20 protein-coding genes and 2 tRNA genes are annotated in these 23755 nt (G+C 70.4%); 9 read left to right on the forward strand and 13 right to left on the reverse strand.

Annotation, left to right across the window (positions count from 1 at the left end; all coding sequences use genetic code 11):
- Window positions 1-101: 101 nt before the first annotated feature.
- Window positions 102-1025 carry a DUF5324 family protein gene (locus UK12_RS13875; RefSeq protein WP_197084836.1) on the forward strand — a complete coding sequence of 308 codons (924 nt, stop codon included), beginning with the start codon at window positions 102-104 and terminating at the stop codon, window positions 1023-1025.
- A 59-nt stretch (window positions 1026-1084) separates the two neighbouring features.
- On the opposite strand, the gene UK12_RS13880 is transcribed toward UK12_RS13875, so the two are convergent.
- From UK12_RS13880 to dnaA, 13 genes are all read right to left on the reverse strand, one after another.
- A tRNA-Ala gene (locus UK12_RS13880) sits at window positions 1085-1157 on the reverse strand.
- Between the two features lie 152 nt (window positions 1158-1309).
- A complete protein-coding gene (locus tag UK12_RS43270; RefSeq protein ID WP_211785814.1) occupies window positions 1310-1441 on the reverse strand; it encodes a DLW-39 family protein in 132 nt (43 codons plus the stop codon).
- A 548-nt stretch (window positions 1442-1989) separates the two neighbouring features.
- A complete protein-coding gene (locus tag UK12_RS39690) occupies window positions 1990-2739 on the reverse strand; it encodes a hypothetical protein (protein ID WP_052681866.1) in 750 nt (249 codons plus the stop codon).
- A gap of 291 nt (window positions 2740-3030) precedes the next feature.
- Window positions 3031-3104 (reverse strand) — tRNA-Ile (locus UK12_RS13890).
- A gap of 16 nt (window positions 3105-3120) precedes the next feature.
- Entirely contained in the window at window positions 3121-4467 is a 1347-nt protein-coding gene (locus UK12_RS13895) for an SAM-dependent methyltransferase (RefSeq protein ID WP_045303227.1), read from the reverse strand.
- A 222-nt stretch (window positions 4468-4689) separates the two neighbouring features.
- Window positions 4690-5358 (reverse strand): DUF3566 domain-containing protein, encoded by a 669-nt coding sequence (locus tag UK12_RS13900; protein ID WP_082119593.1) that lies wholly within the window; start codon window positions 5356-5358, stop codon window positions 4690-4692.
- A gap of 136 nt (window positions 5359-5494) precedes the next feature.
- Window positions 5495-7996: a DNA gyrase subunit A gene (gene gyrA / locus UK12_RS13905; RefSeq protein ID WP_197084839.1), complete on the reverse strand. Its 2502-nt coding sequence runs from the start codon at window positions 7994-7996 to the stop codon at window positions 5495-5497.
- A gap of 145 nt (window positions 7997-8141) precedes the next feature.
- Window positions 8142-10103, reverse strand: coding sequence for a DNA topoisomerase (ATP-hydrolyzing) subunit B (gene gyrB, locus UK12_RS13910; RefSeq protein WP_231591194.1), 1962 nt, complete (start codon window positions 10101-10103; stop codon window positions 8142-8144).
- 402 nt (window positions 10104-10505) lie between these two features.
- Window positions 10506-11030 carry a DUF721 domain-containing protein gene (locus UK12_RS13915; protein ID WP_045303230.1) on the reverse strand — a complete coding sequence of 175 codons (525 nt, stop codon included), beginning with the start codon at window positions 11028-11030 and terminating at the stop codon, window positions 10506-10508.
- Window positions 11031-11196: 166 nt separating this feature from the next.
- Window positions 11197-12327, reverse strand: coding sequence for a DNA replication/repair protein RecF (recF, locus tag UK12_RS13920; protein WP_045303231.1), 1131 nt, complete (start codon window positions 12325-12327; stop codon window positions 11197-11199).
- A gap of 43 nt (window positions 12328-12370) precedes the next feature.
- Window positions 12371-13246, reverse strand: a complete 876-nt coding sequence (gene gnd, locus UK12_RS13925; protein ID WP_045303232.1) for a phosphogluconate dehydrogenase (NAD(+)-dependent, decarboxylating) — start codon at window positions 13244-13246, stop codon at window positions 12371-12373.
- 240 nt (window positions 13247-13486) lie between these two features.
- A complete protein-coding gene (dnaN, locus tag UK12_RS13930; RefSeq protein WP_045303233.1) occupies window positions 13487-14617 on the reverse strand; it encodes a DNA polymerase III subunit beta in 1131 nt (376 codons plus the stop codon).
- A 1057-nt stretch (window positions 14618-15674) separates the two neighbouring features.
- Window positions 15675-17633, reverse strand: a complete 1959-nt coding sequence (dnaA, locus tag UK12_RS13935; protein ID WP_045303234.1) for a chromosomal replication initiator protein DnaA — start codon at window positions 17631-17633, stop codon at window positions 15675-15677.
- A gap of 573 nt (window positions 17634-18206) precedes the next feature.
- Here dnaA and rpmH point away from each other — a divergent pair.
- From rpmH to UK12_RS13970, 8 genes are all read left to right on the forward strand, one after another.
- Window positions 18207-18344 (forward strand): 50S ribosomal protein L34, encoded by a 138-nt coding sequence (gene rpmH, locus UK12_RS13940; RefSeq protein ID WP_030059672.1) that lies wholly within the window; start codon window positions 18207-18209, stop codon window positions 18342-18344.
- A gap of 19 nt (window positions 18345-18363) precedes the next feature.
- Window positions 18364-18792: a ribonuclease P protein component gene (gene rnpA, locus UK12_RS37915; RefSeq protein WP_082119594.1), complete on the forward strand. Its 429-nt coding sequence runs from the start codon at window positions 18364-18366 to the stop codon at window positions 18790-18792.
- Window positions 18789-19103: a membrane protein insertion efficiency factor YidD gene (yidD, locus tag UK12_RS13945; RefSeq protein WP_045303235.1), complete on the forward strand. Its 315-nt coding sequence runs from the start codon at window positions 18789-18791 to the stop codon at window positions 19101-19103. The genes rnpA and yidD overlap by 4 nt, the downstream gene beginning before the upstream one ends.
- Window positions 19104-19106: 3 nt before the next feature.
- A complete protein-coding gene (gene yidC, locus UK12_RS13950; RefSeq protein ID WP_045303236.1) occupies window positions 19107-20294 on the forward strand; it encodes a membrane protein insertase YidC in 1188 nt (395 codons plus the stop codon).
- A gap of 81 nt (window positions 20295-20375) precedes the next feature.
- Window positions 20376-20912, forward strand: coding sequence for a Jag family protein (locus UK12_RS13955; RefSeq protein WP_045303237.1), 537 nt, complete (start codon window positions 20376-20378; stop codon window positions 20910-20912).
- Window positions 20913-21114: 202 nt separating this feature from the next.
- On the forward strand, window positions 21115-21909 hold the full coding sequence (gene rsmG, locus UK12_RS13960) for a 16S rRNA (guanine(527)-N(7))-methyltransferase RsmG (protein ID WP_082119595.1): 795 nt from the start codon (window positions 21115-21117) through the stop codon (window positions 21907-21909).
- Between the two features lie 250 nt (window positions 21910-22159).
- The gene (locus UK12_RS13965; RefSeq protein WP_197084837.1) at window positions 22160-23164 is read left to right on the forward strand and encodes a ParA family protein; all 1005 of its coding nucleotides are present in this window, start codon (window positions 22160-22162) and stop codon (window positions 23162-23164) included.
- The coding region (locus UK12_RS13970) for a ParB N-terminal domain-containing protein (RefSeq protein WP_045303253.1) at window positions 23161-23755 on the forward strand (595 nt) is incomplete at its 3' end. The genes UK12_RS13965 and UK12_RS13970, both read left to right, overlap by 4 nt.

Below are 23755 nucleotides of genomic sequence, written 5' to 3' on the forward strand. Positions count from 1 at the left end.
CCACGCGCCCGTCCACCGCTCCGGCGCACAACTCCCCCGGCCCGCCGCCGGCGACCCGCGTACGGCCCAACCCGGCGCGCCAGTGGGACAAACCAGCATGCATGATCTCCAATCAGGTGGAAATGTGCATACAGGACGCCATCCAGGAGGAGAAGCTCGTGACCCACTCAGCTCGTGAGACAGCCGGCCGGACCAGGGACACACTGGCGCCCTATGCCACCACCGCCAGGGAGACCGCACTGCACTACGCGGACGAGGCCAAGCACCGGCTCGGCCCCGCACTGGAGGCCCTGGGCCCCAAGGTCGGCGCAGCGGGCACCCAGGCCAGGAGCGGTGCCGTACACGCCTCCCAGGCCGCCCGCGTCCAGTACGTCAAGCACGTCGCCCCCCAGCTGGAACAGGCGTTCTCCGCCCTGCCGCCGCAGGCCCAGCAGAACACCCTCAGGGCCGTCCACCGGGCCCAGGAGGCCGCGCTGGCCGCCCGGCACTCCGCCGGCCGGGCCGCGGACCACGCCAGGACGAACGTCGCCCCCCGGGTCTCCGACGCCGTCGACGGCGCCCGCGCCGCCATCGTCCCGGTCGCCCATGAGGCCCAGACCCGCACCGCCGCCGCACTGACCGCACTGCAGGGCAACGTCAGTTCCACCGAGATCGCCGAGATCGCCGCCAGGAACGCCAAGCGCTCCGCCAGGTGCCGACGCGGCTGGACCACCGGCCTCGCCGTCACGGGCACCCTGGCGATCGGCGCGGGCGTGCTCGCCTGGCAGTGGTGGCGCCGCCAGAGCAACCCCGAGTGGCTGGTCGAGCCCCCCGGCAGCACCCGCGGTCCCGCCTCGGCCGGCGCCACCACCGGCGCGGCGGCCGGCGAACCACAGCTCAACGGCTCGGGCCCGCGGGAGCAGTCCACCGACCAGCCGAACGGCCACCCCACCGACCAGACCCCCGACCCCAAGCCCGGACCGCCGCCCGGCAAGCCGGCCCCCGACGACCACCCCAAGCCGCACGACCCGCGCAAACCGCACTGAGCAGCCGGAAAAACAAATCGGCCGCTGACCTGATCCCAGGTCAGCGGCCGACTGCACGGTGGAGCTTAGGAGATTCGAACTCCTGACATCTGCCTTGCAAAGGCAGCGCTCTACCAACTGAGCTAAAGCCCCGTGCGGTGTGCTGCGGACTAGCGTACCCGGTCCCGCCGAGAATCTTCAGCAGGTATCCGTACTGCGGCAGCAGACCACGGGTGAGCCCCGGCCATCGGGCCGGGGGCCACCCCGCGGAGGACCGTGCACGGCCTCCGAAAGATCGTCCGGTGTCAGCGGGCGCCGGCCGGGACCGGGTCGGTGGCCTCGGTCCACAGGTCCTGCTCGGCGCGGTCCGCCTGGACCTGACGGTAGACAAAGAAGCCGCCGAGGGCGACCAGGGCGACCAGGAGAAGCTTCTTCACCGCGGGACCTCGTCCTTCTTGCTTGCTTGGGGCGGGCTCAGCAGGGCTCCCCTCACGGAGGGATCGCTCGCGAGTCCTCTGATGTACGAGCACGAACCAGCGGCTGGGGTCGCAGACCGCCTTGCGGCCGATGATACACACCGGTAACCGCTCACCGAGCGGCCCCCGCCAGGTCCAACCGCCCGATCCGCACGCCTGATTGACGCCGCACCCCGGGCCGGAGCGCCGACCTGCGACACGCCCGCCCGCAGGTGCACCCGGCCGGGCGGCCGGCGCCCGGTCCCGCCGGGCCCCAGCGGGCCTGGTCACGGGTGGGGCGCGGCACCGCCGCCACCGGCAGGACCCGTCCGGGGTTCCTGACGGGCCGCCCTCGCCCTCCAGGCCGCGGCCTCGGGGCCGCGCAGCCCCGGAATGCGCACCGCCCTGTCCGGTGGCCGCACAGCCCGGGAATGCGCACCGGAAGACCGGCCACCACGTCCCTGCCCGCCGTCGTCCCCGCGTCTCCACCCGGGGGCCGCTCGGAGTTGCACGAGGCCCGACCAGGCCCTTCAGGGACGCCGGCGGCCCGTTCTCGGCCGTCCGGGCGGACGAGCGCCGAGCCGGCCCAGCCCGCTCCGCAACTCCGCCAGGTCGAGCCGCAGTTCGCCGACGTCCTCGCCGACCTGGCACAGCCGTACGCTCATCGCCCCCAGCAGCTCCCGGTCCGCGAGCACCATCCCCTCGCACCCGGCCACCCGTTGCTCGACTGCGGCGACCCGCTCGTGGAAGCGCTCGGCGATCTGCCCCACGACTCGCTCCACCGCCCGATCCGCGGCCTGCTCGGTGACCCGCTCGACGACCCGCGAGCACCAGCAGCCACCGGACTCGGCACACGGTGCCTCCGGGCGGTCCGCCGCCAGGTCCACCAGGTCCACCAGGTCCAGCAGGGACCGCCGGACGCTCCTGGCGACCTCGCTGTCCTGCAGCAGCATCGCCACGTTCAGCACCGCTCGCCGCGGGAAGACCGCCAGTCGCCGTTGCTTGAGTTTTGTAAGCTTCAGGTTGAAGCTTACAAAAGTCTGCAGGTCAGAGCCCCAGAGCACGGTGAAGCCGTTGCTCTCCAGCTCCTCACGGTGCCGCTGGATGACCGAGTTGAGGGCCCGTTCCCCGACCTCGAAGTAGTCAGCGACCATCCGGGTCGTCACGTGCAGTCCGTCGGGCAGCAGCGCCAGCGCCTTGACCTTGTCGAGGGCCTCGGTACGCCCGCTCAGGTTTCTGCGCAGGGTCCTGGACTCGAGCAGGGCAACTTCCATGGACATGGGGATGCCTCCATGGTCGGAGTGAAGTGTCGACCGCCCCTCACCCGGGGCGCGCGGGACTGGAGCATCCGCCAGCAGGGAGCAGAGGTCGCGTTACGTCCACGGATCCGATGACCGGTTCTGTCGCCCGGCAATCCCCAACTTCACAGCAGTTTCGAGTCGTCCCACCCAAGTTGCCTCTGCGCACCCGGTACAACGAGTCCGGGGCCGAGTGGTCACCCGGAAGATGGCATCGCCCCGGGAACGTCAGAAGGCCCGGAGTGGATATCCACTCCGGGCCTTCTGCGCCGGTGGGCCTAACAGGACTTGAACCTGTGGCCTCTTCCTTATCAGGGAAGCGCTCTAACCGTCTGAGCTATAGGCCCTTGCCGCACTGAAAGATTAGCGGACCGATGGCCGATCTCCCAAATCCGTATCCGCGGGCACCCCGGCGAGCCACTCCTCGCGGGTCGCGGGCAGGTGGCTGAGGCCGCCGGGGGCGGTGCGGACGGCGAGCACCTGGTTGATCCCGATGCGGTTCTCCTCGAAGGCGAGGGCCGAGGCGGCCATGTACAGACGCCAGACCCGGGCGCGGCCGCGGCCGACCAGCTGGACCGCCTCCGTCCAGTTGGCCTCCAGGTTCGCCACCCACTCGCGCAGGGTGAGCGCGTAGTGCTCGCGCAGCGACTCGACGTCCCGGACCTCGAAGCCGGCCTCCTCCAGCAGGGAGACGGTGCTGCCGACCGGAGCGAGCTCGCCGTCCGGGAAGACGTACGAGGAGATGAAGGGGCTCGGTACGTACGGCTCGCCGCGGCGGCCGGGGCGGCGGGCGATCTGGTGGTTGAGCAGGCGGCCGCCGGGGGTGAGCAGCTCGTACAGGCCGCTCGCGTAGCGCAGGTACTGGGCGGCGCCGACGTGCTCGGCCATGCCGACGCTGGAGATGGCGTCGAAGGGGCCGTCGGGGATCTCCCGGTAGTCCTGGAGGCGCACCTCGACCCGGTCGGACAGGCCGGCCGCCGCGACCCGCTCACGGGCCAGCGCGACCTGCTCCTTGGAGATCGAGACGCCGACCGCGGTGACGCCGTACCTCCCGGCCGCGTGCAGCAGCAGCGAGCCCCAGCCACAGCCGACGTCCAGCAGGCGCATCCCGGGCCGCAGGCCGAGCTTGCGGCAGATCAGGTCGAGCTTGGCCTCCTGGGCGTCCTCCAGGCTCTTGCCGTCCGGCGTCCAGTACGCGCAGGAGTAGACCATCGAGGAGCCCAGCACCAGGCGGTAGAAGTCGTTGCCGACGTCATAGTGGTGGCTGATCGCGGCGCGGTCGCGGCTGCTGCTGTGCACCCGGCCCTGCTGGCGGGCCTCCTCCGGCGGCGGGGTGGGCTGGAGGCCGAGCGAGCCGGTGCGGACGGCCACGCTCAGCAGATGGCGGCCCTCGGGGCCCAGCAAGTCCCGCGGGCCCAGCGCGAGGGAGTGGATCTGCGGCAGCTCGACGAAGTGCGCGACCGCGCGCATCACGTCGTAGAGGTCGGTGCCGGGGGCGAGGTCGAGGTCGCCCGAGACGAACGCGCGGGCCAGCCCGAGCTCACCCGGCTGCCAGATCAGCCGGCGCACCGCACGCCGGTTGCGGAGCACCACCAGGGGTGCTCCCGACGGGCCGGCCACGCTGCCGTCCCACGCCTGCACCCGGAGCGGGAGACCGGCCCCCAGCAGCCCCTCCAGTGCCCCTACGAGTTGCGTTGCCACCTCAGCCATCGAGCGCCTCCGACCAGCCGTAACTGCCCACCCTGTCGCCTACAGCGCCCACCCCCGGACACGGCCGCCAGCTAACCCACAGCGGCTGTCACGGGTTCGGACGGCACGCCGGGGTCGCCGGGGCTGTCACTCGAACGCCAGCGGGCCCTGAAGATTGCAACAGACTTCAGGGCCCACTGATTCCGGTCGGGCTCAACCCGACGAAGTTTGTCCGACGGTGCGTCAGTCCTCTTCCGCAAGCGTCAGTTCGATGCCGCCGGTGAAGCCCGCGGCCGTGTTGTAGATGAAGGCCGAGAGGGTGGCCAGCGCCGTCATCAGAACCACGTCCACCACCGCGATCAGGGTGGTGAAGATCATCACGCGGCCGAAGCCGACGTAGTCCATCAGGTTGAAGCCACCCGAGGTGTCCGCACCGGTGGCCTCCTTCAGCGTGCTGCCCAGGGAGTCGAAGACCCCGAGGCCGTCCAGGGTCATCCACAGCACGGCGGTCGCCACGATGATGATCACACCGACCGCGAGGGAGAGCAGGAAGCTCACCTTCATGACCGACCACGGGTCGGCCTTGGTGATCCGCAGCCGGGCCTTGCGCACCCGGCCACCGGCCGAACCGGCCGCCTGGCCGGCCGGACCGACGGTCGGCGGAGCAGCGGGTCGGCGCGGGGCGGCGGTCGCCCGGCCCGAACTCGGCTGGCCCTTGGCGTACGTGGTCGGCGTCGAGAACCCGCCGGACCCGGCCGCACCCTGGGACCCGCCGACCGACGGCATCACCGAGGTGGACGAGGCCGGGGGAACGGCCGCCGACTGTGGCACACCACTGAACGGCGCCCCGCCCTGCGCGGCGCCCGGCAGGCCGCTCGCGGCACCTCCCGCAGCACCTGTGGCTCCACTCACCCTGGTCCTCCCAGTCAACCGCCAGGCCGGCGGTCCGCCCTGGTCACGTCGTGTCCGACGCCCGGCCAGGGTGGCCGGGCACCGCTCGACCGGCGCCCACCCCCGAGGGGCGGGCGCCGGTCAGCCGGGCGTGCGGTCAGGCCTGCTCGGCCGGTCCACCCGCCGTGGTCCCGTCAGCGATCTCCGTCGAGGTCTCCACAGAGTCCTCGTCCTCCGAGATCTCCTCGTCCTCGGCCTCCGCGTTGCGGGCCATGCCCACCACCGCGTCGCGCTTCCCGAGGTTGATCAGTTGGACGCCCATCGTGTCACGTCCGGTTTCACGAACCTCCGAAACCCTGGTCCGGATCACACCGCCCGAGAGGGTGATGGCCATGATCTCGTCGGTCTCCTCGACCACCAGCGCTCCGACCAGCGAGCCGCGGCCCTCCACGATCTTCGCTGCCTTGATGCCGAATCCACCACGCCCCTGGACACGGTACTCGTCCACCGAGGTCCGCTTCGCGTAGCCGCCGTCGGTTGCGGTGAAGACGAACGTCCCCGGACGGATGACGTTCATCGACAGCAGTTCGTCGTCCTCCCGGAAGGACATGCCCTTCACCCCGGAGGTCGCCCGGCTCATCGGCCGCAGCGCCTCGTCGGTGGCGGTGAACCGGATCGACTGCGCCTTCTTGGAGACCAGCAGCAGGTCGTCCTCGGCGGAGACCAGCTCGGCGCCGATCAGCTCGTCGTCCCGGCCCTCCTCGTCCTGCCGCAGGTTGATCGCGATCAGACCGCCGGAGCGCGGCGAGTCGTAGTCCTTCAGCGGGGTCTTCTTCGCCAGCCCGGCCCGGGTCGCCAGGACCAGGTACGGCTTGTCCTCGTAGGTGCGCACCGCCATCACCTGGGCGATGTGCTCCTCCGGCTGGAAGGCCAGCAGGTTGGCGACGTGCTGACCGCGGGCGTCCCGGCCGGCGTCGGGCAGCTCGTAGCCCTTGGCGCGGTAGACCCGGCCCTTGTTGGTGAAGAACAGGATCCAGTTGTGGGTCGTCGTCACGAAGAAGTGGTCGACGATGTCGTCCTGCTTCAGCTGCGCGCCGCGCACGCCCTTGCCGCCGCGCTTCTGCGAGCGGTACAGGTCGCTGCGGGTGCGCTTGACGTAGCCGCCACGGGTGATGGTGACAACGATGTCCTCCTCGGCGATCAGGTCCTCGATCGAGAGGTCGCCGTCGGAGGGGATCAGGGTGGAGCGCCGCTCGTCGCCGTACTTCTCGACGATCGCGGTCAGCTCCTCGGAGATGATCTCGCGCTGGCGGGACGGGGAGGCCAGGATCGCGTTGTACTCGTCGATCTTGCGCTGCAGCTCGTCGTGCTCGTCGGTGATCCGCTGGCGCTCCAGGGCGGCCAGGCGGCGCAGCTGCATCTCCAGGATCGCGTTGGCCTGGAGCTCGTCGATCGACAGCAGGCCCATCAGGCCGGTGCGGGCGGCGTCGGCGCTCGCCGAGGCCCGGATCAGCGCGATGACCTCGTCGATCATGTCCAGCGCCCGCAGCAGGGCGCGCAGGATGTGCGCCCGCTCCTCGGCCTTGCGCAGCCGGAAGGTGGTGCGGCGGACGATGACCTCGACCTGGTGGTTGACCCAGTGCCGGATGAAGGAGTCGAGCGACAGCGTGCGCGGCACCCCGTCGACCAGGGCCAGCATGTTGGCGCCGAAGTTGGTCTGCAGGTCGGTGTGCTTGTACAGGTTGTTGAGCACGACCTTGGCGACCGCGTCCCGCTTGAGCACGATCACCAGGCGCTGCCCGGTCCGCGAGGAGGACTCGTCGCGGACGTCGGCGATGCCCGCGACCCGGCCGTCCTTGACCAGGTCGGCGATCTTCAGCGCCAGGTTGTCCGGGTTGACCTGGTACGGCAGCTCGGTGATCACCAGGCACTGGCGGCCCTGGATCTCCTCGACCTCGACCACCGCGCGCATGGTGATCGAGCCGCGCCCGGTGCGGTAGGCGTCCTCGATGCCGCGGCGGCCGACGATCAGCGCGCCGGTCGGGAAGTCCGGGCCCTTGATCCGCTCGATCAGGGCGTCCAGCAGCTCCTCGTTGGTGGCGTCCGGGTGCTCCAGCGCCCAGAGCGCGCCGGAGGCGACCTCGCGCAGGTTGTGCGGCGGGATGTTGGTGGCCATGCCGACCGCGATGCCGGTGGCACCGTTGATCAGCAGGTTGGGGATGCGCGCGGGCAGGACGGTGGGCTCCTGCGAGCGGCCGTCGTAGTTGGCGGCGAAGTCGACGGTCTCCTCGTCGATGTCGCGCATCATCTCCATGGCCAGCGGCATCATCTTGCACTCGGTGTAGCGCATGGCCGCCGCCGGGTCGTTGCCCGGGGAGCCGAAGTTGCCGTTGCCGTCGACCAGCGGCATCCGCAGCGACCACGGCTGGGCCAGCCGCACCACGGTGTCGTAGATCGAGGTGTCGCCGTGCGGGTGGTAGTTGCCCATCACGTCGCCGACGACGCGGGCGCACTTGTAGTAGCCCTTCTCGGGCCGGTACCCGCCGTCGTACATCGCGTAGAGCACGCGGCGGTGCACCGGCTTGAGGCCGTCGCGGACCTCGGGCAGCGCACGGCTCACGATCACGCTCATCGCGTAGTCGAGGTAGGAGCGCTGCATCTCCGTCTCGAGCTCGATCGGCTCGACCCGCAGGGTGCCCTGGGTGGTGTTCTCCGGCTGCTCGTCGCCGTCCGGACGGTTGTCGTCGACCACTGGTGGTCAGTTTCCTTTCACGCGTGACTGGTTCGTGGGACCCGCTCGGGGGTCACACGTCCAGGAAGCGGACGTCCTTGGCGTTGCGCTGGATGAACGACCGGCGGGCCTCCACGTCCTCGCCCATCAGGACGGAGAACAGGTCGTCGGCGCGGGCCGCGTCCTCCAGGGTGACCTGGAGCAGCAGGCGGTGCGCGGCGTCCATGGTGGTGATCCGCAGTTCCTCGGCGTTCATCTCGCCCAGACCCTTGAAGCGCTGGATCGCGTCGTCCTTCGGCAGCCGGCGCCCGGCCTCCACGCCGGCCGCGATGACCGCGTCGCGCTCCTTGTCGGAGTAGACGTACTCGAAGTCGTCCTTGCCCCACTTGATCTTGTACAGCGGGGGCATGGCCAGGTAGACGTACCCGGACTCGACCAGCGGCCGCATGAAGCGGAACAGCAGGGTCAGCAGCAGGGTGCGGATGTGCTGTCCGTCGACGTCGGCGTCCGCCATCAGGACGATCTTGTGATAGCGGAGCTTGGACTCGTCGTAGTCCTCCTGGATGCCGCAGCCGAAGGCCGAGATCAGCGCCTGGACCTCGGTGTTCTGCAGCACCTTGTCGATCCGGGCCTTCTCGACGTTCAGGATCTTGCCGCGGATCGGGAGGATCGCCTGGGTGCGCGGGTCGCGGCCCTGCTTGGCCGAACCGCCTGCGGAGTCACCCTCGACGATGAAGATCTCGCACTCGGCCGGGTCCTTGGACTGGCAGTCGCTCAGCTTGCCGGGCAGCGAGGCGCTCTCCAGCAGGCCCTTGCGGCGGGTCAGATCGCGGGCCTTGCGGGCGGCGACCCGGGCGGTGGCGGCCTGGATCGACTTGCGGATGATGTCCGCGGCGTCGGTCGGGTTGCGGTCCAGCCAGTCGTTCAGCTGCTCGTGGACCACCTTCTGGACGAAGGTCTTGGCCTCGGTGTTGCCCAGCTTGTCCTTGGTCTGGCCCTCGAACTGCGGCTCGCCCAGCTTGACCGAGATGATCGCGGTCAGACCCTCGCGGATGTCCTCGCCGGAGAGGTTGTCGTCCTTCTCGCGGAGCAGCTTCTTGTCCCGCGCGTAGCGGTTGACCAGGCCGGTCAGCGCCGCGCGGAAGCCCTCCTCGTGGGTGCCGCCGCCGTGGGTGTGGATGGTGTTGGCGAAGGAGTAGACGCCCTCGGTGTACGAGGCGTTCCACTGCATCGCGATCTCCACCGAGATCGACTTGTCCTTGTCCTCCGCCTCGAAGTCGATCACCGTGGGGTGGACCGGGTCACCCTTGCGGGAGTTGAGGTGGGCGACGAAGTCGGCGATACCGCCGTCGTACTTGTACGTGACGGAGAGCGGCTTGCCCTCCTCGTCCAGGTGCTCGGGACGCTCGTCGGTCAGCGAGATGGTCAGGCCCTTGTTGAGGAAGGCCATCTCCTGGAAGCGGCGGGAGAGCGTCTCGAAGGAGTAGACGGTGGTCTCGAAGATGTCGCCGTCGGCCCAGAAGGTCACGCTGGTGCCGGTGCGCTCGGTGGCCTCGTGCTTGACCAGCGCGGCGGTCGGGGCGCCCATCTTGTAGTCCTGCGACCAGCGGTAGCCGTCGCGGTAGATCTCGACCGCGAGGCGGGTGGAGAGCGCGTTCACCACCGAGACGCCGACGCCGTGCAGACCGCCGGAGACCGAGTAGCCGCCGCCGCCGAACTTTCCGCCCGCGTGCAGCACGGTGAGCACGACCTCGACGGCCGGCTTCTCCTGGCCGGGGACGATGTCCACCGGGATACCGCGGCCGTTGTCCACGACCCGGACCGCGCCGTCGGCCAGGATGGTCACGTCGATGGTGTCGGCGAACCCGGCCAGCGCCTCGTCGACGGAGTTGTCCACCACCTCGTACACCAGGTGGTGCAGGCCGCGCTCGCCCGTCGAGCCGATGTACATGCCGGGGCGCTTGCGGACGGCGTCGAGGCCTTCCAGCACCTGGATGTTGCTACCGGTGTACGAGCCCTCGGCGGCCTGGTCGATGGATTCTGGGGTCTGGCTGGAGTTGCCGGAATCGGCCACGAAGCGCCCTCTCTGGCACAGCGCGGGCCGCACCCCCACCCGGTTCCCGGGCGGGCCTGCGACCACGGCGTTTCGACTCGGTTGCTACGAGCAACAGTGTTTGGCTCTTAGTCTACCGGTAGGACTGACAGAGATGGGCGTTTGGCAGCCCCTGAGGGCAGATGTGCCGCCCTGAATCCCCTCTGCACATGTCCCGATACTCGCCAGGGGGGCTCAGGGGCCCTACGCGGGCCACCAGCGGTTCCGGAATGCTGCCGTCCGATCACTGCACCGAGTCGGCGGGCGCGGCACTGCCGACCGGGTCGACCGGGAGGCGAGGAGGCGGAGGCCAGCGGAGGCCGACGGGGGGCCGGGGCGTGACCGCTACCCCCAGGTGTCACCCGGACCCCGGCTGCCCGGAGCCCGCAGCCGGCCGTAGCCGCGCTTGGGCGCATCGGGACCGAGCACCTTGATCACCCGAACCGTGCCATGACCCAGCTCGTGATTCAGACGTGCCACCAACTGCCTTGCCAACAGGCGAAGTTGGGTCGCCCATGCGGTGGAGTCACACTGCACCGTGAGCACCGCCTCGGCCTCCGCGTACTGCTTGGGCACGCAGTGCGCCGCGATGTCAGGCCCCACGATCTGCGGCCAACGGCCCATCACCCCGCCCACCGCGGCCGGGGCCTCCCAGCCCCGCTCGGTGATCAGCCGGTTCAGCGCCGCCCCCAGCGGCACCGGGTCGCGGCCGTCCGCGCGCGCCCCGCTGCGCAGCCCGTGCCGCTTCGCCTCCCGCTTCTCCCGCACCTGCTCGCCGCGCTTGCGGGCCTGCTCCTTGGCCGCCCGCAGCGCCACCCGGGCCAGATCCACGCCCGACGGCTCCGGGGACCTCGGATCCTGATCGCTCATCGCGCGATCTCCTTTCCCCAGGCTGTGGACAACGAAGTCCTCCAGCTTACGGGGCTGCCGGGGTGATCGACGCCTCAGGAGTCGCGGGCAGTCCTCGGGGCATCCGGGCGGGCCGGCATCCGGGCCCGCGGGCGGACGCCGCCGCCCCGTCTGCTCCTGCCAGGGGTCAGTCGAGGCGGGTGACGGTCCCGTCGGCAACGGCGTAGCGGGCGCCGGACAGCGCCTTCGGCACGTCCTCGGGGACGGCAGCGGTCACCAGCACCTGCTCGCCACCGGCGACCAGTTCGGCCAGCCGGTCGCGGCGGCGCGCGTCCAGCTCGGCGAAGACGTCGTCCAGGATCAGTACCGGCTCGCCGCCGTCGGCCTTGAGCAGCTCGTACGAGGCCAGCCGCAGCGCCAGCGCGTATGACCAGGACTCGCCGTGGCTGGCGTAGCCCTTGGCGGGCAGCGGGCCCAGCTTCAGACCGAGCTCGTCACGGTGCGGACCGACCAGGGTCAGCCCGCGGGCCACCTCCTGCGGTCGGGCCTCCTGCAGGGCCGCCAGCAGCTGCTGCTCGGCCTCCTCGCGGCTGGTCGGCAGGGTGCCCTCGAAGGAGCTGCGGTACTCCAGCACGGTCTCCCCGCCGCCCGGGGCCAGCTGCTCGTACGCCTGCGCCACCAGGGGCTGGAGCGCGGCCACCAGGTGGATCCGGAAGGCCGTCAACTCGGCTCCGGCCCGGGCGAGGTGGCCGTCCCAGACCTCCAGGGTGGAAAGGTCGGCGCCCTTGCCGCCGCCGGAACGGCGGGCCGCGGCGGCGGTCTTGAGCAGGGCGTTGCGTTGCTTGAGCACCCGCTCGTAGTCCTGCCGGACCCCCGCCAGCCGGGGAGCGCGGGCGGTCAGCAGCTCGTCCAGGAAGCGCCGGCGCTCACCCGGGTCGCCCTTCACCAGGGCGAGGTCCTCGGGGGCGAACAGCACCGTGCGCAGCAGGCCCAGGACATCACGCGGGCGGACGTTGTCGGAGCGGTTGATCCGGGCCCGGTTGGCCCGGCCCGGGTTGATCTCCAGCTCCACCAGGGTGGTGCGGCCGCCCTGGACGATGCCGGTACGGATCACCGCCCGTTCGGCGCCGAGCCTGATCAGCGGGGTGTCGGTGGCCACCCGGTGGCTGCCCAGGGTGGCGACGTACCCGATCGCCTCGACCAGGTTGGTCTTCCCCTGGCCGTTCGGCCCCACGAAGGCGGTCACGCCCGGGTCGAGGGGCACCTCGACCCGGGCGTAGGACCGGAAGTCGGCGAGCGACAGATGCGCGACATGCATGGGTGTGGACTGCGCTCGCCTTCCGGGAACGTCGAACTGCTGCTTACTTCGACTCGACCGCGTGACCACCGAACTGGTTGCGCAGCGCGGCGATCATCTTCATCTGCGGCGAGTCGTCCTGGCGGGAGGCGAACCGGGCGAAGAGCGAGGCGGTGATGGCCGGCAGCGGCACCGCGTGGTCGATCGCGGCCTCGACCGTCCAGCGGCCCTCGCCGGAGTCCGCGGCCCAGCCCTTGAGCTTGGCCAGGTGCTCGTCGTCGTCCAGCGCGCGGACGGCCAGGTCGAGCAGCCAGGAGCGGATGACCGTGCCCTCCTGCCAGCTACGGAAGACCTCGCGGACGTCGGTGACCTCGGGCGCCGCCTCCAGCAGCTCCCAGCCCTCGGCGAAGGCCTGCATCATCGCGTACTCGATGCCGTTGTGGACCATCTTGGCGAAGTGGCCGGCGCCGACCTTGCCCGCGTGCACCGAGCCGAACTCGCCCTCGGGCTTCAGCGCGTCGAAGATCGGCTGCACCCTGGCGACGTGCTCGGCGTCGCCGCCGTACATCAGCGCGTAGCCGTTCTCCAGGCCCCAGACGCCGCCGGAGACACCGCAGTCCACGAAGCCGATGCCCTTGGCGGCCAGCGTCTCGGCGTGCTTGATGTCGTCGGTCCAGCGCGAGTTGCCGCCGTCGACCACCACGTCGCCGGGGGAGAGCAGCTCGGCGAGCTGGTCGACGGTGTCCTGGGTCGGGCCGCCGGCCGGAACCATCACCCACACCACGCGCGGGCCCGCGAGCTTGGTGACCAGCTGCTCGAGGCTGTCGACGTCGGCGAGTTCCGGGTTGCGGTCGTAGCCGATGACGGTGTGGCCGGCGCGGCGGATGCGCTCGCGCATGTTGCCGCCCATCTTGCCGAGACCGATGAGGCCGAGCTCCATGACAACTGTCCTTCACTGTGGTGTTGTGCCTGGCAGCGGCGCCGTTGCCGCACAGCCTGAGCCTACGCCGGGACGCACAGCGCCTCCCCCGGTCGGGGCTGACCAGGGGAGGCTGTGTCGGGTTCTGCCGCGGGGTGTCCACAGGCTGTGGACCGGGCAGTGGACCGACCGGAGTTGTCCCGATCGGATCCACAGCCTGTGGGGGACGACCCCCACGCCCCGGCCGGGGGCGTCCGGACGTCAGCCGGAGAGGCGCACCGGCATGATCAGGTACTGGTACGCGGCGTCCGCCTCGGCGTCCACCGCGGCCTTGCCGCTGAGCAGGGCCGGCTTGGTCGAGGTGGTGAAGCTCAGCTGGGCGTACGCGGAGTCGATGGCCTTGAGGCCCTCCTCCAGGTAGCCGGGGTTGAAGGCGATCGAGATGTCGTCGCCCTCGAGGTCGGCGTCGATCCGCTCGGTGGCCTGGGCGTCGTCGCCGGAGCCGGCCTCCAGGGTGAGCACGCCCTGCTCGAAGTTGAGCCGGACCGGGGTGTTGCGCTCGGCGACCAGCGAGACGCGCTTGAGCGCCTCCAGGAAGGGCTGGGTCTGGATCGCCGCGATCGCGTTGAACTCGGTCGGGAACAGCGTGCGGAACTTCGGGAACTCACCCTCCAGCAGGCGGGTGGTAGTCCGGCGCCCGGCGCCCTCGAAGCCGATCAGACCCTCGCCCGCGCCACCGGACGACAGCGCGATGGAGACGCTGTCGCCGCTGCCCAGGGACTTGGCGATGTCCTGCAGGGTCTTGGCCGGGACCAGGGCGACCGCCGAGATGTCCGACTGCTCGGGCTTCCACAGCAGCTCGCGGACGGCGAAGCGGTACCGGTCGGTGGCGGCCAGGGTGATCCGGTCGCCCTCGATCTCGACCCGGACACCGGTCAGCACCGGCAGGGTGTCGTCCCGCCCGGCGGCCACGGCGGCCTGGCTGACGGCCGAGGCGAAGACGTCACCGGGGACGGTGCCGGTCGCGGTCGGCATCTGCGGCAGCGCCGGGTAGTCCTCCACGGACATGCTGGGGAGGGTGAATCGCGAGCTGCCGCAGACCACGGTGACCCGCATGCCGTCGGTGGAGATCTCCACCGGCCGGTTCGGCAGGTTGCGCGAGATGTCGTTCAGCAGGCGACCGGAGACCAGGACGGTGCCGGCCTCCTCCACGTCCGCCTCCAGCTCGACCCGGGCCGAGACCTCGTAGTCGAACCCGGACAGGGCCAGGCTGCCCTCCTGCGCCGTCAGCAGCAGGCCGGCCAGCACCGGCACCGGCGGCCGCGCCGGGAGGCTGCGGGCAGCCCAGGCCACCGCCTCCGCGAGGACGTCACGCTCCACCCGGAACTTCACCGGTAACCGCCTCCTGGACTTCGCTGTCGCTTTGCGCTCTTGATCGTCTACTGGCACCTGACCGCCGGGCCCGAGCCCTCCGGTTTCCGGTTGCCGGAGAACAGTCTGACGTACTCCACCGACAGACGAGGCAATCGGGCCAAGTCAAGTCCGAACAGCTGTCGGGTTCGGAGTATCCACAGATTTCGGCCCACCCCACTGTTGATCAAGGTGAGGGGTCTATAGGTGTAGTGGTAGTAGTAGGGCCTGTGGATACCGTGGATAACCCCGTTTTCGCAGGTCAGACCCGCTTTTTTATCCACAGTCGGTGTGGATGGAGCCTGTGGACAACCAGGGCCTGCTGTGGACGACGGAGGGTTACCCACAGGGCACTCTGAGTATCCACAGGTTATCCCCAGCGCTGTCCCCAGATCATGGACCAGTTATCCACCGGGCACTGTCAACTTCTCGTGACGCCTTTCACACCGGCAGATGAACAGCTGCTGCACGTTGTCGAACTGTGGATGGCTCTGTGGACAACCTGGGGATAACTGCCCTCTCCCTGGGGACAACCGGTGGACAACCCATCCGGCCCACTGACGGCCAGCCAACTGTCCACAGCCTGTGGATAACTGTTGTGCACAAGTCCACAGGGGTCTGACCTGCGTCGAAGAGCGTAGCGGTGACGGCCCTGTGGAAGAATTCTGGATAACTCGGGGCTCCCCAGCCTGTGGACGGGGGAAAACCACCCGATCCTGTGGATTACTGCTCTGCGGCTCCGACCCGTTCGAATCAGTGGTCAGATGTTCGTCGCGGCAGTCCACCTGGCGAAGCGTCGACCGGTGGAATCCTGCCCCGAGATCGAGGCCATTACACCTTCCCGTGCACAGCGGCCGCACGCCTCGCCGCCTTGCCCGCCGCCCGCAGGTGGCCCGCCCGCACCCCGTGCATGGCCCGTGCGTGGCCCTGCGGGGGCCCTGGGCGGTCCAGCCGCCCGCGGGCACGCGAAAGGGGAGCCAGGTGGTCCTGACTCCCCTTCAAACGGGCCGCAGCGAGCCCGTATCGGCCTGTGCTCCCGCTAGCTCTTGATGCGGTTGGTCAGCTCGGTGACCTGGTTGTAGATCGAGCGCCGCTCGGCCATCAGCGAGCGGATCTTGCGGTCGGCGTGCATCACCGTGGTGTGGTCCCGGCCGCCGAACTGGGCGCCGATCTTCGGCAGTGACAGGTCGGTGAGCTCCCGGCACAGGTACATCGCGATCTGCCGGGCCGTCACCAGGACGCGGCTGCGCGAGGATCCGCAGAGATCGTCCACACCCAGGCCGAAGTAGGCGGCGGTCTGCTGCATGATGACCTGCGCGGTGATCTCGGGACCCGCGTCCTCGTCGCCGCCCGGGATCAGGTCCTTGAGGACGATTCCCGCCAACTCCAGGTCCACCGGCGCCCGGTTGAGGTTGGCGAAGGCGGTGACCCGGATCAGCGCACCCTCCAACTCCCGGATGTTCCGGGTGATTCGGGACGCGATGAACTCCAACACGTCTGCGGGAGCATTGAGTTGCTCCTGGATCGCCTTCTTGCGCAGGATCGCGATCCGGGTCTCCAGCTCCGGCGGGGTGACGTCGGTGATCAGCCCCCACTCGAAGCGGTTCCGCAGCCGGTCCTCCAGGGTGATCAGCTGCTTGGGCGGCCGGTCCGAGGAGAGCACGATCTGCTTGTTGGCGTTGTGCAGGGTGTTGAAGGTGTGGAAGAACTCCTCCTGGGTGGACTCCTTGCTCGCCAGGAACTGGACGTCGTCCACCAGCAGGATGTCCATGTCCCGGTACCGCTTGCGGAACGCGTCCGCCTTGCCGTCCCGGATCGAGTTGATGAACTCGTTGGTGAACTCCTCCGAGCTCACGTAGCGCACCCGGGTGCCCGGGAAGAGGCTGCGCGAGTAGTGCCCGATGGCGTGCAGCAGGTGGGTCTTGCCCAGCCCCGACTCCCCGTAGATGAAGAGCGGGTTGTACGCCTTGGCGGGTGCCTCGGCGACCGCCACCGCCGCCGCGTGCGCGAACCGGTTGCTGGCGCCGATCACGAAGGTGTCGAAGAGGTACTTGGGGTTCAGCCGGGCCGCGGGCTCGTCCTTGCGCGAGCCGCCTGCCGGCGGCGCGCCGGGCGGTGCGGGCACACCGGGACTCGGGGTGCGCTCGGGCACCCCGCCGCCGGTGGTGGCCGGCGGTCCCGCCTGCGGGCGGTGGTCCGGGAGCAGCAGGCCGGGATCGGCCGGGACGGCCGACGGCCGCTGGGGACCGGGCGGAATGCGCCGGGAGGCGGCGGACGGGCGCGGGCGCTCGCCGGGGCCGGTTCCGTACGCGCCGCCGAAGAGGTCGCCCTGCGCGGCGGTGCCCGACTCCCGGGACGGGGACTCGCCGTGCCGCTCGACCCGGCCGCCGTAGCCGTTGTCCCAGCCGGGGCGCTGGTCGGAGCCGTCCGACCACTCGGACTGGTCGCCGCCGTAGGGGGCTGGGCGCTGGTCGTAGCCGGCGGTGTCGTACCGGCCGGTGCGCTCGTAGCCCTGCGGCGCCTCGGTGGCCGGGGAGTCGTACCGGCCGGAGTAGTCGGGGCTGCGGAAGCTCTCGGGGGTGGGCCAGCGGCCGGCCTCGGGCTCCTGCTCGCGGTACGGCTGCTGCCACTCCTGGGCCGGGCCGCTCTGGCCGGGCTGGGTGCTCTGCTGTCCGGGGGAGGTCTCGGCGGGCTGGGGTTCGGCCGGTGCGGGGGTGGCGGCCGGTGGGACGGCGTTGGCGTCGACCATCACGGCGATCCGCACGGGGCGGGCGAACTCGCGGCTGAGCTCCTCGGTGAGCGGCGGCAGCAGCCGGCCTTCCAGCACCTGCTTGGCGCGCTCGTTGGGCGCGGCCAGCAGGGCGGTGTCGTGCATCATCCACATCGGCTGGGTGCGGCGCAGCCACATCTTGTCGCTGTCCCCGACGCCGGAGTCGTTGACCAGCCGCTCGACGACTCTCGCCCAGACCACGACGAGATCGCTGTTGACATCAGCCACTGGTGCACGCTTTCTCGTTCCCCGGGTCGGGGGTGTCAAAGGACTTCGGGTGCCGGTCCGATCCGATGAACAAACCCGACAAGTCCTGCAACGGTAGTCAGCCGACAGGGCTGATTCAAGTTGTTGTCCACAGGCTGTGGGTGAACGTACTCCGGGTGCGTGGACGGGCGCTCAAAGTCGTGGCCGCAGTCGTGGCGGGCCGGGTGGTGCGGGCTCGCAACGGTGCGGACGGGGGCCGGAGAGCGGGCGGCGCAGGTGTTCCGCCATCATGATCAGCAGAACCCGGGGGCGGGTTCGGGGGGTGTGGGCGCTGGTGGGGCCGGAGCGGCCGGTTTGACCCTCCGCCCTCGTGCCGCGTACCGTAACCAGGTCGAGTTGTCGATGGCCGCTGCCGCATGTCCGCGGGTCTTCCCGCTTCCATAAGGCGCGCAGCACGGGCGCCGTGGATTGCCGCAACCCCCAGCCGACCTGGGATGTTGCGGGCAGATTTCTCTCATAGGAGAGATCGCGCGGACGCACGGTGACGGCCAAGCGACCTCCCGTCGCCCTACGATTCATCTCAGGAGCCCCCGAGTGAGCAAGCGCACCTTCCAGCCGAACAACCGTCGTCGCGCGAAGACCCACGGCTTCCGGCTGCGGATGCGTACCCGCGCCGGCCGCGCCATCCTGGCTGCCCGCCGTGGCAAGGGCCGCGCCAGCCTGTCCGCCTGATCCGAATCCGAGGTCTGCAGTGCTGCCCTCCGAGAATCGGCTGCGGCGGCGCCAGGACTTCGCGACCGCAGTGAAACGCGGTCGTCGGGCCGGTCGGCCCCTGCTGGTCGTCCATCTCAACAGAGATGCGGCGGTCGCGGGGCGAACCGACCGGAACAGCGACTCCCACCCGCACGTCGCCGAGGGGTTTCCTTCGGCGCGTGCGGGTTTCGTCGTGAGCAAGGCCGTCGGTCCTGCGGTCGTCCGCAATCTTGTGAAGCGGCGACTGCGTCATCTGGTCCGAGAGCGTCTGTCCCGGTTTCCCGCAGGTAGCCTGATAGTGGTACGTGCGCTGCCCCCGGCCGGGACGGCCTCGTATCTGGATCTGGAGCACGACCTGGACGCGGCGTTGCGGCGGCTGCTCCGGGCTGAGCCGGCCGATGCCGTGCCGACGGGAGCAGGGCGATGAAGTACCTGCTGATGGGGCTGATCAGGCTCTACCAGTGGACGATCAGTCCACTGCTCGGTCCGGTCTGCCGGTACTACCCCTCGTGTTCGCACTACGGGTACGAAGCGGTGCGGGTGCACGGCGCGGTCAAAGGCAGTGGCCTGACCGCGTGGCGCATCCTGCGCTGCAACCCATGGTCGCCCGGTGGGGTCGACCATGTACCGCCGCGCAAGCACCCGGTCTGGCACCGTCGGTTGCGCGATCTGCTGAGCCCGAAGAGCGGGACCGCCGGGCCTGAGCCGGTGGCCAAGCCCGATGTCCAAGGAGTCTGACCGGTGACCTGGTCCTTCCTCAACCCTCTGTACTACGCGGTGTCCTGGATCATTGTCCAGTTCCACTCGCTGTACAGCCACGTCTTCGACCCCAACGGCGGGTGGGCGTGGGGCCTGTCGATCGCCTCCATGGTGGTCGTCATCCGAATCTGTCTGATTCCGCTCTTCGTGAAGCAGATCAAGGCGACTCGGGCCATGCAGGCCATCCAGCCGAAGATGAAGGCCATCCAGGAGCGCTACAAGAACGACAAGCAGCGCCAGTCCGAAGAGATGATGAAGCTCTACAAGGAGGCGGGTACCAACCCCTTCTCGAGCTGCCTTCCGATTCTGGTGCAGGCGCCCTTCTTCACCGCCCTGTACGGGGTGCTGGCCTCGGTCGCAGCGGGCAAGACGATCGGCGTCATCAACGCCAACCTGCTGGCCAGCGCCAAGCAGGCGCACATCTTCGGTGCCCCGCTGTCGGCGAAGTTCGTCGGCTCCGAGACCCTGAACGTGCAGATCGTCACCGCGGTCATGATCGTCTTGATGTCGCTGTCGCAGTTCATCACCCAGCGCCAGCTGATGACGAAGAACATGGACCTCACGGTCAAGACGCCGTTCATGCAGCAGCAGAAGATGCTGATGTACGTCTTCCCGATCATGTTCGCCGTGATGGGCATCAACTTCCCGGTCGGTGTGCTGGTCTACTGGCTGACCACCAACGTCTGGTCCATGGGCCAGCAGCTGATCGTCATCCGCAACAACCCGACGCCGGGCAGCAAGGCCTTCCAGGAGCGCCAGGAGCGGCTGAAGAAGGCCGGGCGGCTCAACCCGGACGGCACGGTGAAGAAGGCCGGCCTGTCCGCACTGCTCCCCGGTGGCGCCGGCAAGACCGCTGCTTCGGCCGAGGAGGCCGTCGAGGACGCGGTGCAGGTGCGCCGGCAGCAGCCGCGCAAGCAGACCAAGGCACAGCGCCAGCAGACCGGGACGCAGCAGCCCGGTGCCGCCGCGCAGACCAGCCTGACCAAGGAGCCGGAGACCGAGGACGCGGCGAGGGCCGAGTCGGGTGCCGCCGAGCCCGCCGAGCCCGCTGTGGCCAAGTCGGCCCCGGCGAAGGCGACGGCCGGCAAGCCGGGGGCGGGCAAGCAGGGCCCGCGTCAGCAGCCGAAGCGGGGCGGACAGGGCGGCCAGCGGCCGAGGAAGAAGTCCTGACGGCCCCCTAGGGCCTCGGACACGGCTCAAGATCTTCGTTTCTCGGCCCACCCGAGGGCCCATTCCTGAAGGAGTCCATCAGTGACGGAAGGCACCACCTCTGCTGTCGAGGCCGAGGCTGCGACCGGTGCGGGCGCTGCCGACAGCCTCGTTGCCCGCCTGGAGCAGGAGGGTGACATCGCGGCCGACTACCTGGAGGGTCTGCTCGACATCGCAGATCTCGACGGCGACATCGACATGGATGTCGAGGGCGACCGTGCTCTGGTGTCCATCGTCGGCGAGGGCAACGACCGCTCCCTGCAGCGTCTGGTCGGCCACGACGGCGAGGTGCTGGAGGCTCTGCAGGAGCTGACCCGGCTGGCGGTGCACCGGGAGACCGGTGAGCGCAGCCGCCTCATGCTGGACATTGCCGGGTTCCGGGCGCGCAAGCGGGCCGAGCTGGCGACGCTGGGCAGCAAGGCGGCCGAGCAGGTCAAGAGCTCGGGTGAGCAGGTGAAGCTCCGCCCGATGACCCCGTTCGAGCGCAAGGTGGTCCACGACGCGGTGGCCGCGGCGGGTCTGCGCAGTGAGTCGGAGGGCGAGGAGCCCCAGCGCTGCGTCGTCGTCCTGCCGGGCTGACGTCGCAGGCGGCCTGTCGACCGACCCCGTCCGCCTCGTGCGGGCGGGGTCGTCGTCCCTTCGGGGTCGGCATGCGCACACGAGGGCAGGTGTGCCGTGGCTGACACAGGTCGGGTTTCACGCGCTGTGTTTCACGTGAAACGAAGCCCACATGGAACATTGGGAGTGCGGGTCGGTGGAGACGGTGAGCGGAGAAGCTGAGATGGCGACGGACGGCGTGGCGGCCGAGGGTACCCCGGCAGAGGACGGCCAGGACGGTCGGCAGGAGCTGCCGGAGGCACCGGCCGCAGCGCAGCAGATCTTCGGTGAGCGGTTCCCGGTCGCCCTGCGCTACACCGAGCTGCTGGCGACGGCAGGGGTGCAGCGAGGGCTGATCGGTCCGCGCGAGGTGCCCCGGCTCTGGGACCGCCATGTGCTGAACTGCGCGGTGCTGGCCGAGCTGCTGCCGGCCAATGCCTCGCTCTGCGATGTCGGCTCGGGTGCCGGACTGCCGGGCATCCCGGTGGCGATGGCCCGGCCGGACGTCTCGGTGACGCTGCTGGAGCCGCTGCTGCGGCGCACCACCTTCCTGGAGGAGGTGGTCCGGGAGCTTGGTCTGGACAATGTGACGGTGCTGCGCGGCCGGGCTGAGGAGATGGTCGGCAAGCTCTCGGTGGACATCGTCACCGCGCGCGCGGTGGCCCCGATGGACCGGCTGGCCGGCTGGGGACTCCCGCTGCTGCGTCCGTACGGGCAGATGCTGGCGCTCAAGGGCGACACGGCGGAGCAGGAGCTGGCGGACTCGCGGGCGGCGCTGACCAGGCTGGGTGCGGTCAAGTGGTCGGTGATCTCGGTCGGTGAGGGCACCCTGGAAACCTCGACCCGGGTGGTCCGGGTGGAGGCGGGGGAGAGCCCCGGCGGGGTGAAGGCGGCGACCCGCAGGGCCAAGGCGGCCCGGGCCGGACGTACCGCCAAGCCCGGCGACGGTGCCCGGGGGGCGGGGCGTCGGCGGCGCTGACGTCCGTCGGGCCCGGAGACCTTTCCGGCGAGGTGGTACAGAGCGGGTGGCCTCGATGGGCCGCCCGCTCTGCTGCTTCCGGGTGCCCTCGGTGGCATCGCCGTCACCGGTCGGAGTGTCGCACCGTCAGATTTCCGACATTGCGGGCATGGTGTTTCACGTGAAACGTCGCTCCCTGCTTTCTGGAATCCTCGGTCGCAGCCGGGCGGCGACTGTTGCCGCTCCGGTTTCACGTGAAACACTGATCCCCATGCAGGACTCGGAGACCATCGACCAGATCGATGACACGCCCATCGCGCGCGCAGCCCGGGCCGCAGTACGAGCCGCCGGGCGGGCCGGTGAAGGACTGCCCAGACCGCCGGCCACCCGGGTGATCGTGGTGGCCAACCAGAAGGGCGGGGTGGGGAAGACCACCACCACCGTCAACCTGGCGGCGGCACTGGCGCTGCACGGCCTGCGCGTGCTGGTCGTCGATCTCGACCCGCAGGGCAATGCCTCCACGGCGCTGGGTATCGACCACCATGCCGAGGTGCCGTCGATCTACGACGTCCTGGTGGAGGGCAAGCCACTGGCCGACGTGGTGCAGCCGGTGGTGGACGTCGAGGGACTGTTCTGCGTCCCGGCCACCATCGACCTGGCCGGCGCCGAGATCGAGCTGGTCTCGCTGGTGGCCCGGGAGAGCCGGCTGCAGCGCGCCATCGCCGCCTATGAGCAGCCGCTGGACTACATCCTGATCGACTGCCCGCCCTCGCTCGGACTGCTCACGGTCAATGCGCTGGTGGCGGGCCAGGAAGTGCTGATCCCGATCCAGTGCGAGTACTACGCGCTGGAGGGGCTCGGCCAGCTGCTGCGGAACGTCGAACTGGTCCGCGCGCACCTGAACCCGACGCTGCACGTCTCCACCATCCTGCTCACCATGTACGACGCCCGTACCAGGCTGGCGGCCCAGGTGGCGGAGGAGGTCCGGACGCACTTCCAGCAGGAGGTGCTGCCGACGGCGATCCCCCGCTCGGTCCGGGTCTCCGAGGCCCCGAGTTACGGGCAGACGGTCCTCACCTACGATCCGGGCTCCACCGGTGCGCTGTCCTACCTGGAGGCGGCCCGTGAGCTCGCCCTCAGGGCGGTCGGTGCGGCGGAGCCCGACGGCGTGGGGCACGGTGCGGCGGAGCACGGCGCGGTGGGACAGCAGCGGAGCGCGAGCGATGCGTCGGCTGTCCCGATGGCACAGCACGGCACGATGGAGGACAACCGGTGAGTGGTGGGCGCAGGGGGCTGGGACGAGGGCTCGGGGCACTGATCCCGGCGGCGGCTCCGGCCACGGGGTCGGCCGCCGCTGCGGCCGAGGGTTCGCCCGCAGCGGATCCGGCGGTGGCCCCGGCCCGGACGGGCGAGCCGGCTGCGGTGGTGTCCGCCGGTGCGGTCTCCCCGACCGCGGTGCCGCTGCTGCCGACCGGACGGGGTACGGCGGCGGCGAAGGCCGCGGCCGGCAGCGCGCTGGAGCAGGCCGGGTCGGCGCACCGCAGCGTGCTGGAGGCCGTGCTGAGCGAGGCGGTGCTCAGTCCGGTCGCGGGCGCCAGGTTCGCCGAGCTGCCGTTGGACACGATCCGTCCGAACCCGCGCCAGCCGCGCGAGATCTTCGACGAGGACAAGCTGGCCGAGCTGGTCGCCTCCATCAAGGAGGTGGGCCTGCTGCAGCCGGTGGTGGTCCGTCAGGTCGAGGACGGCCAGTATGAGCTGATCATGGGTGAGCGGCGGCTGCGGGCCTCCCGGCAGGCCGGTCTGGAGCTGATCCCGGCGATCGTCCGGGCCACCGAGGACGACAAGCTGCTGCTGGACGCGCTGCTGG

Origin of the sequence: Saccharothrix sp. ST-888, assembly GCF_000955975.1 — a bacterium.
Lineage (GTDB): Bacteria > Actinomycetota > Actinomycetes > Streptomycetales > Streptomycetaceae > Kitasatospora.

Bases quoted from the DNA above. Each gene is read 5' to 3' on its own strand.
- UK12_RS13875 (WP_197084836.1), top strand. From the start codon at position 102: ATGATCTCCAATCAGGTGGAAATGTGCATACAGGACGCCATCCAGGAG.
- gyrA (WP_197084839.1), bottom strand. From the start codon at position 7,996: ATGCAGCGCTCCTACCTCGACTACGCGATGAGCGTGATCGTGAGCCGT.
- gnd (WP_045303232.1), bottom strand. From the start codon at position 13,246: ATGGAGCTCGGCCTCATCGGTCTCGGCAAGATGGGCGGCAACATGCGC.
- UK12_RS13895 (WP_045303227.1), bottom strand. From the start codon at position 4,467: ATGGCTGAGGTGGCAACGCAACTCGTAGGGGCACTGGAGGGGCTGCTG.
- rsmG (WP_082119595.1), top strand. From the start codon at position 21,115: ATGGCGACGGACGGCGTGGCGGCCGAGGGTACCCCGGCAGAGGACGGC.
- recF (WP_045303231.1), bottom strand. From the start codon at position 12,327: ATGCATGTCGCGCATCTGTCGCTCGCCGACTTCCGGTCCTACGCCCGG.
- UK12_RS39690 (WP_052681866.1), bottom strand. From the start codon at position 2,739: ATGTCCATGGAAGTTGCCCTGCTCGAGTCCAGGACCCTGCGCAGAAAC.
- yidD (WP_045303235.1), top strand. From the start codon at position 18,789: ATGAAGTACCTGCTGATGGGGCTGATCAGGCTCTACCAGTGGACGATC.
- UK12_RS13915 (WP_045303230.1), bottom strand. From the start codon at position 11,030: ATGAGCGATCAGGATCCGAGGTCCCCGGAGCCGTCGGGCGTGGATCTG.
- UK12_RS13965 (WP_197084837.1), top strand. From the start codon at position 22,160: ATGCAGGACTCGGAGACCATCGACCAGATCGATGACACGCCCATCGCG.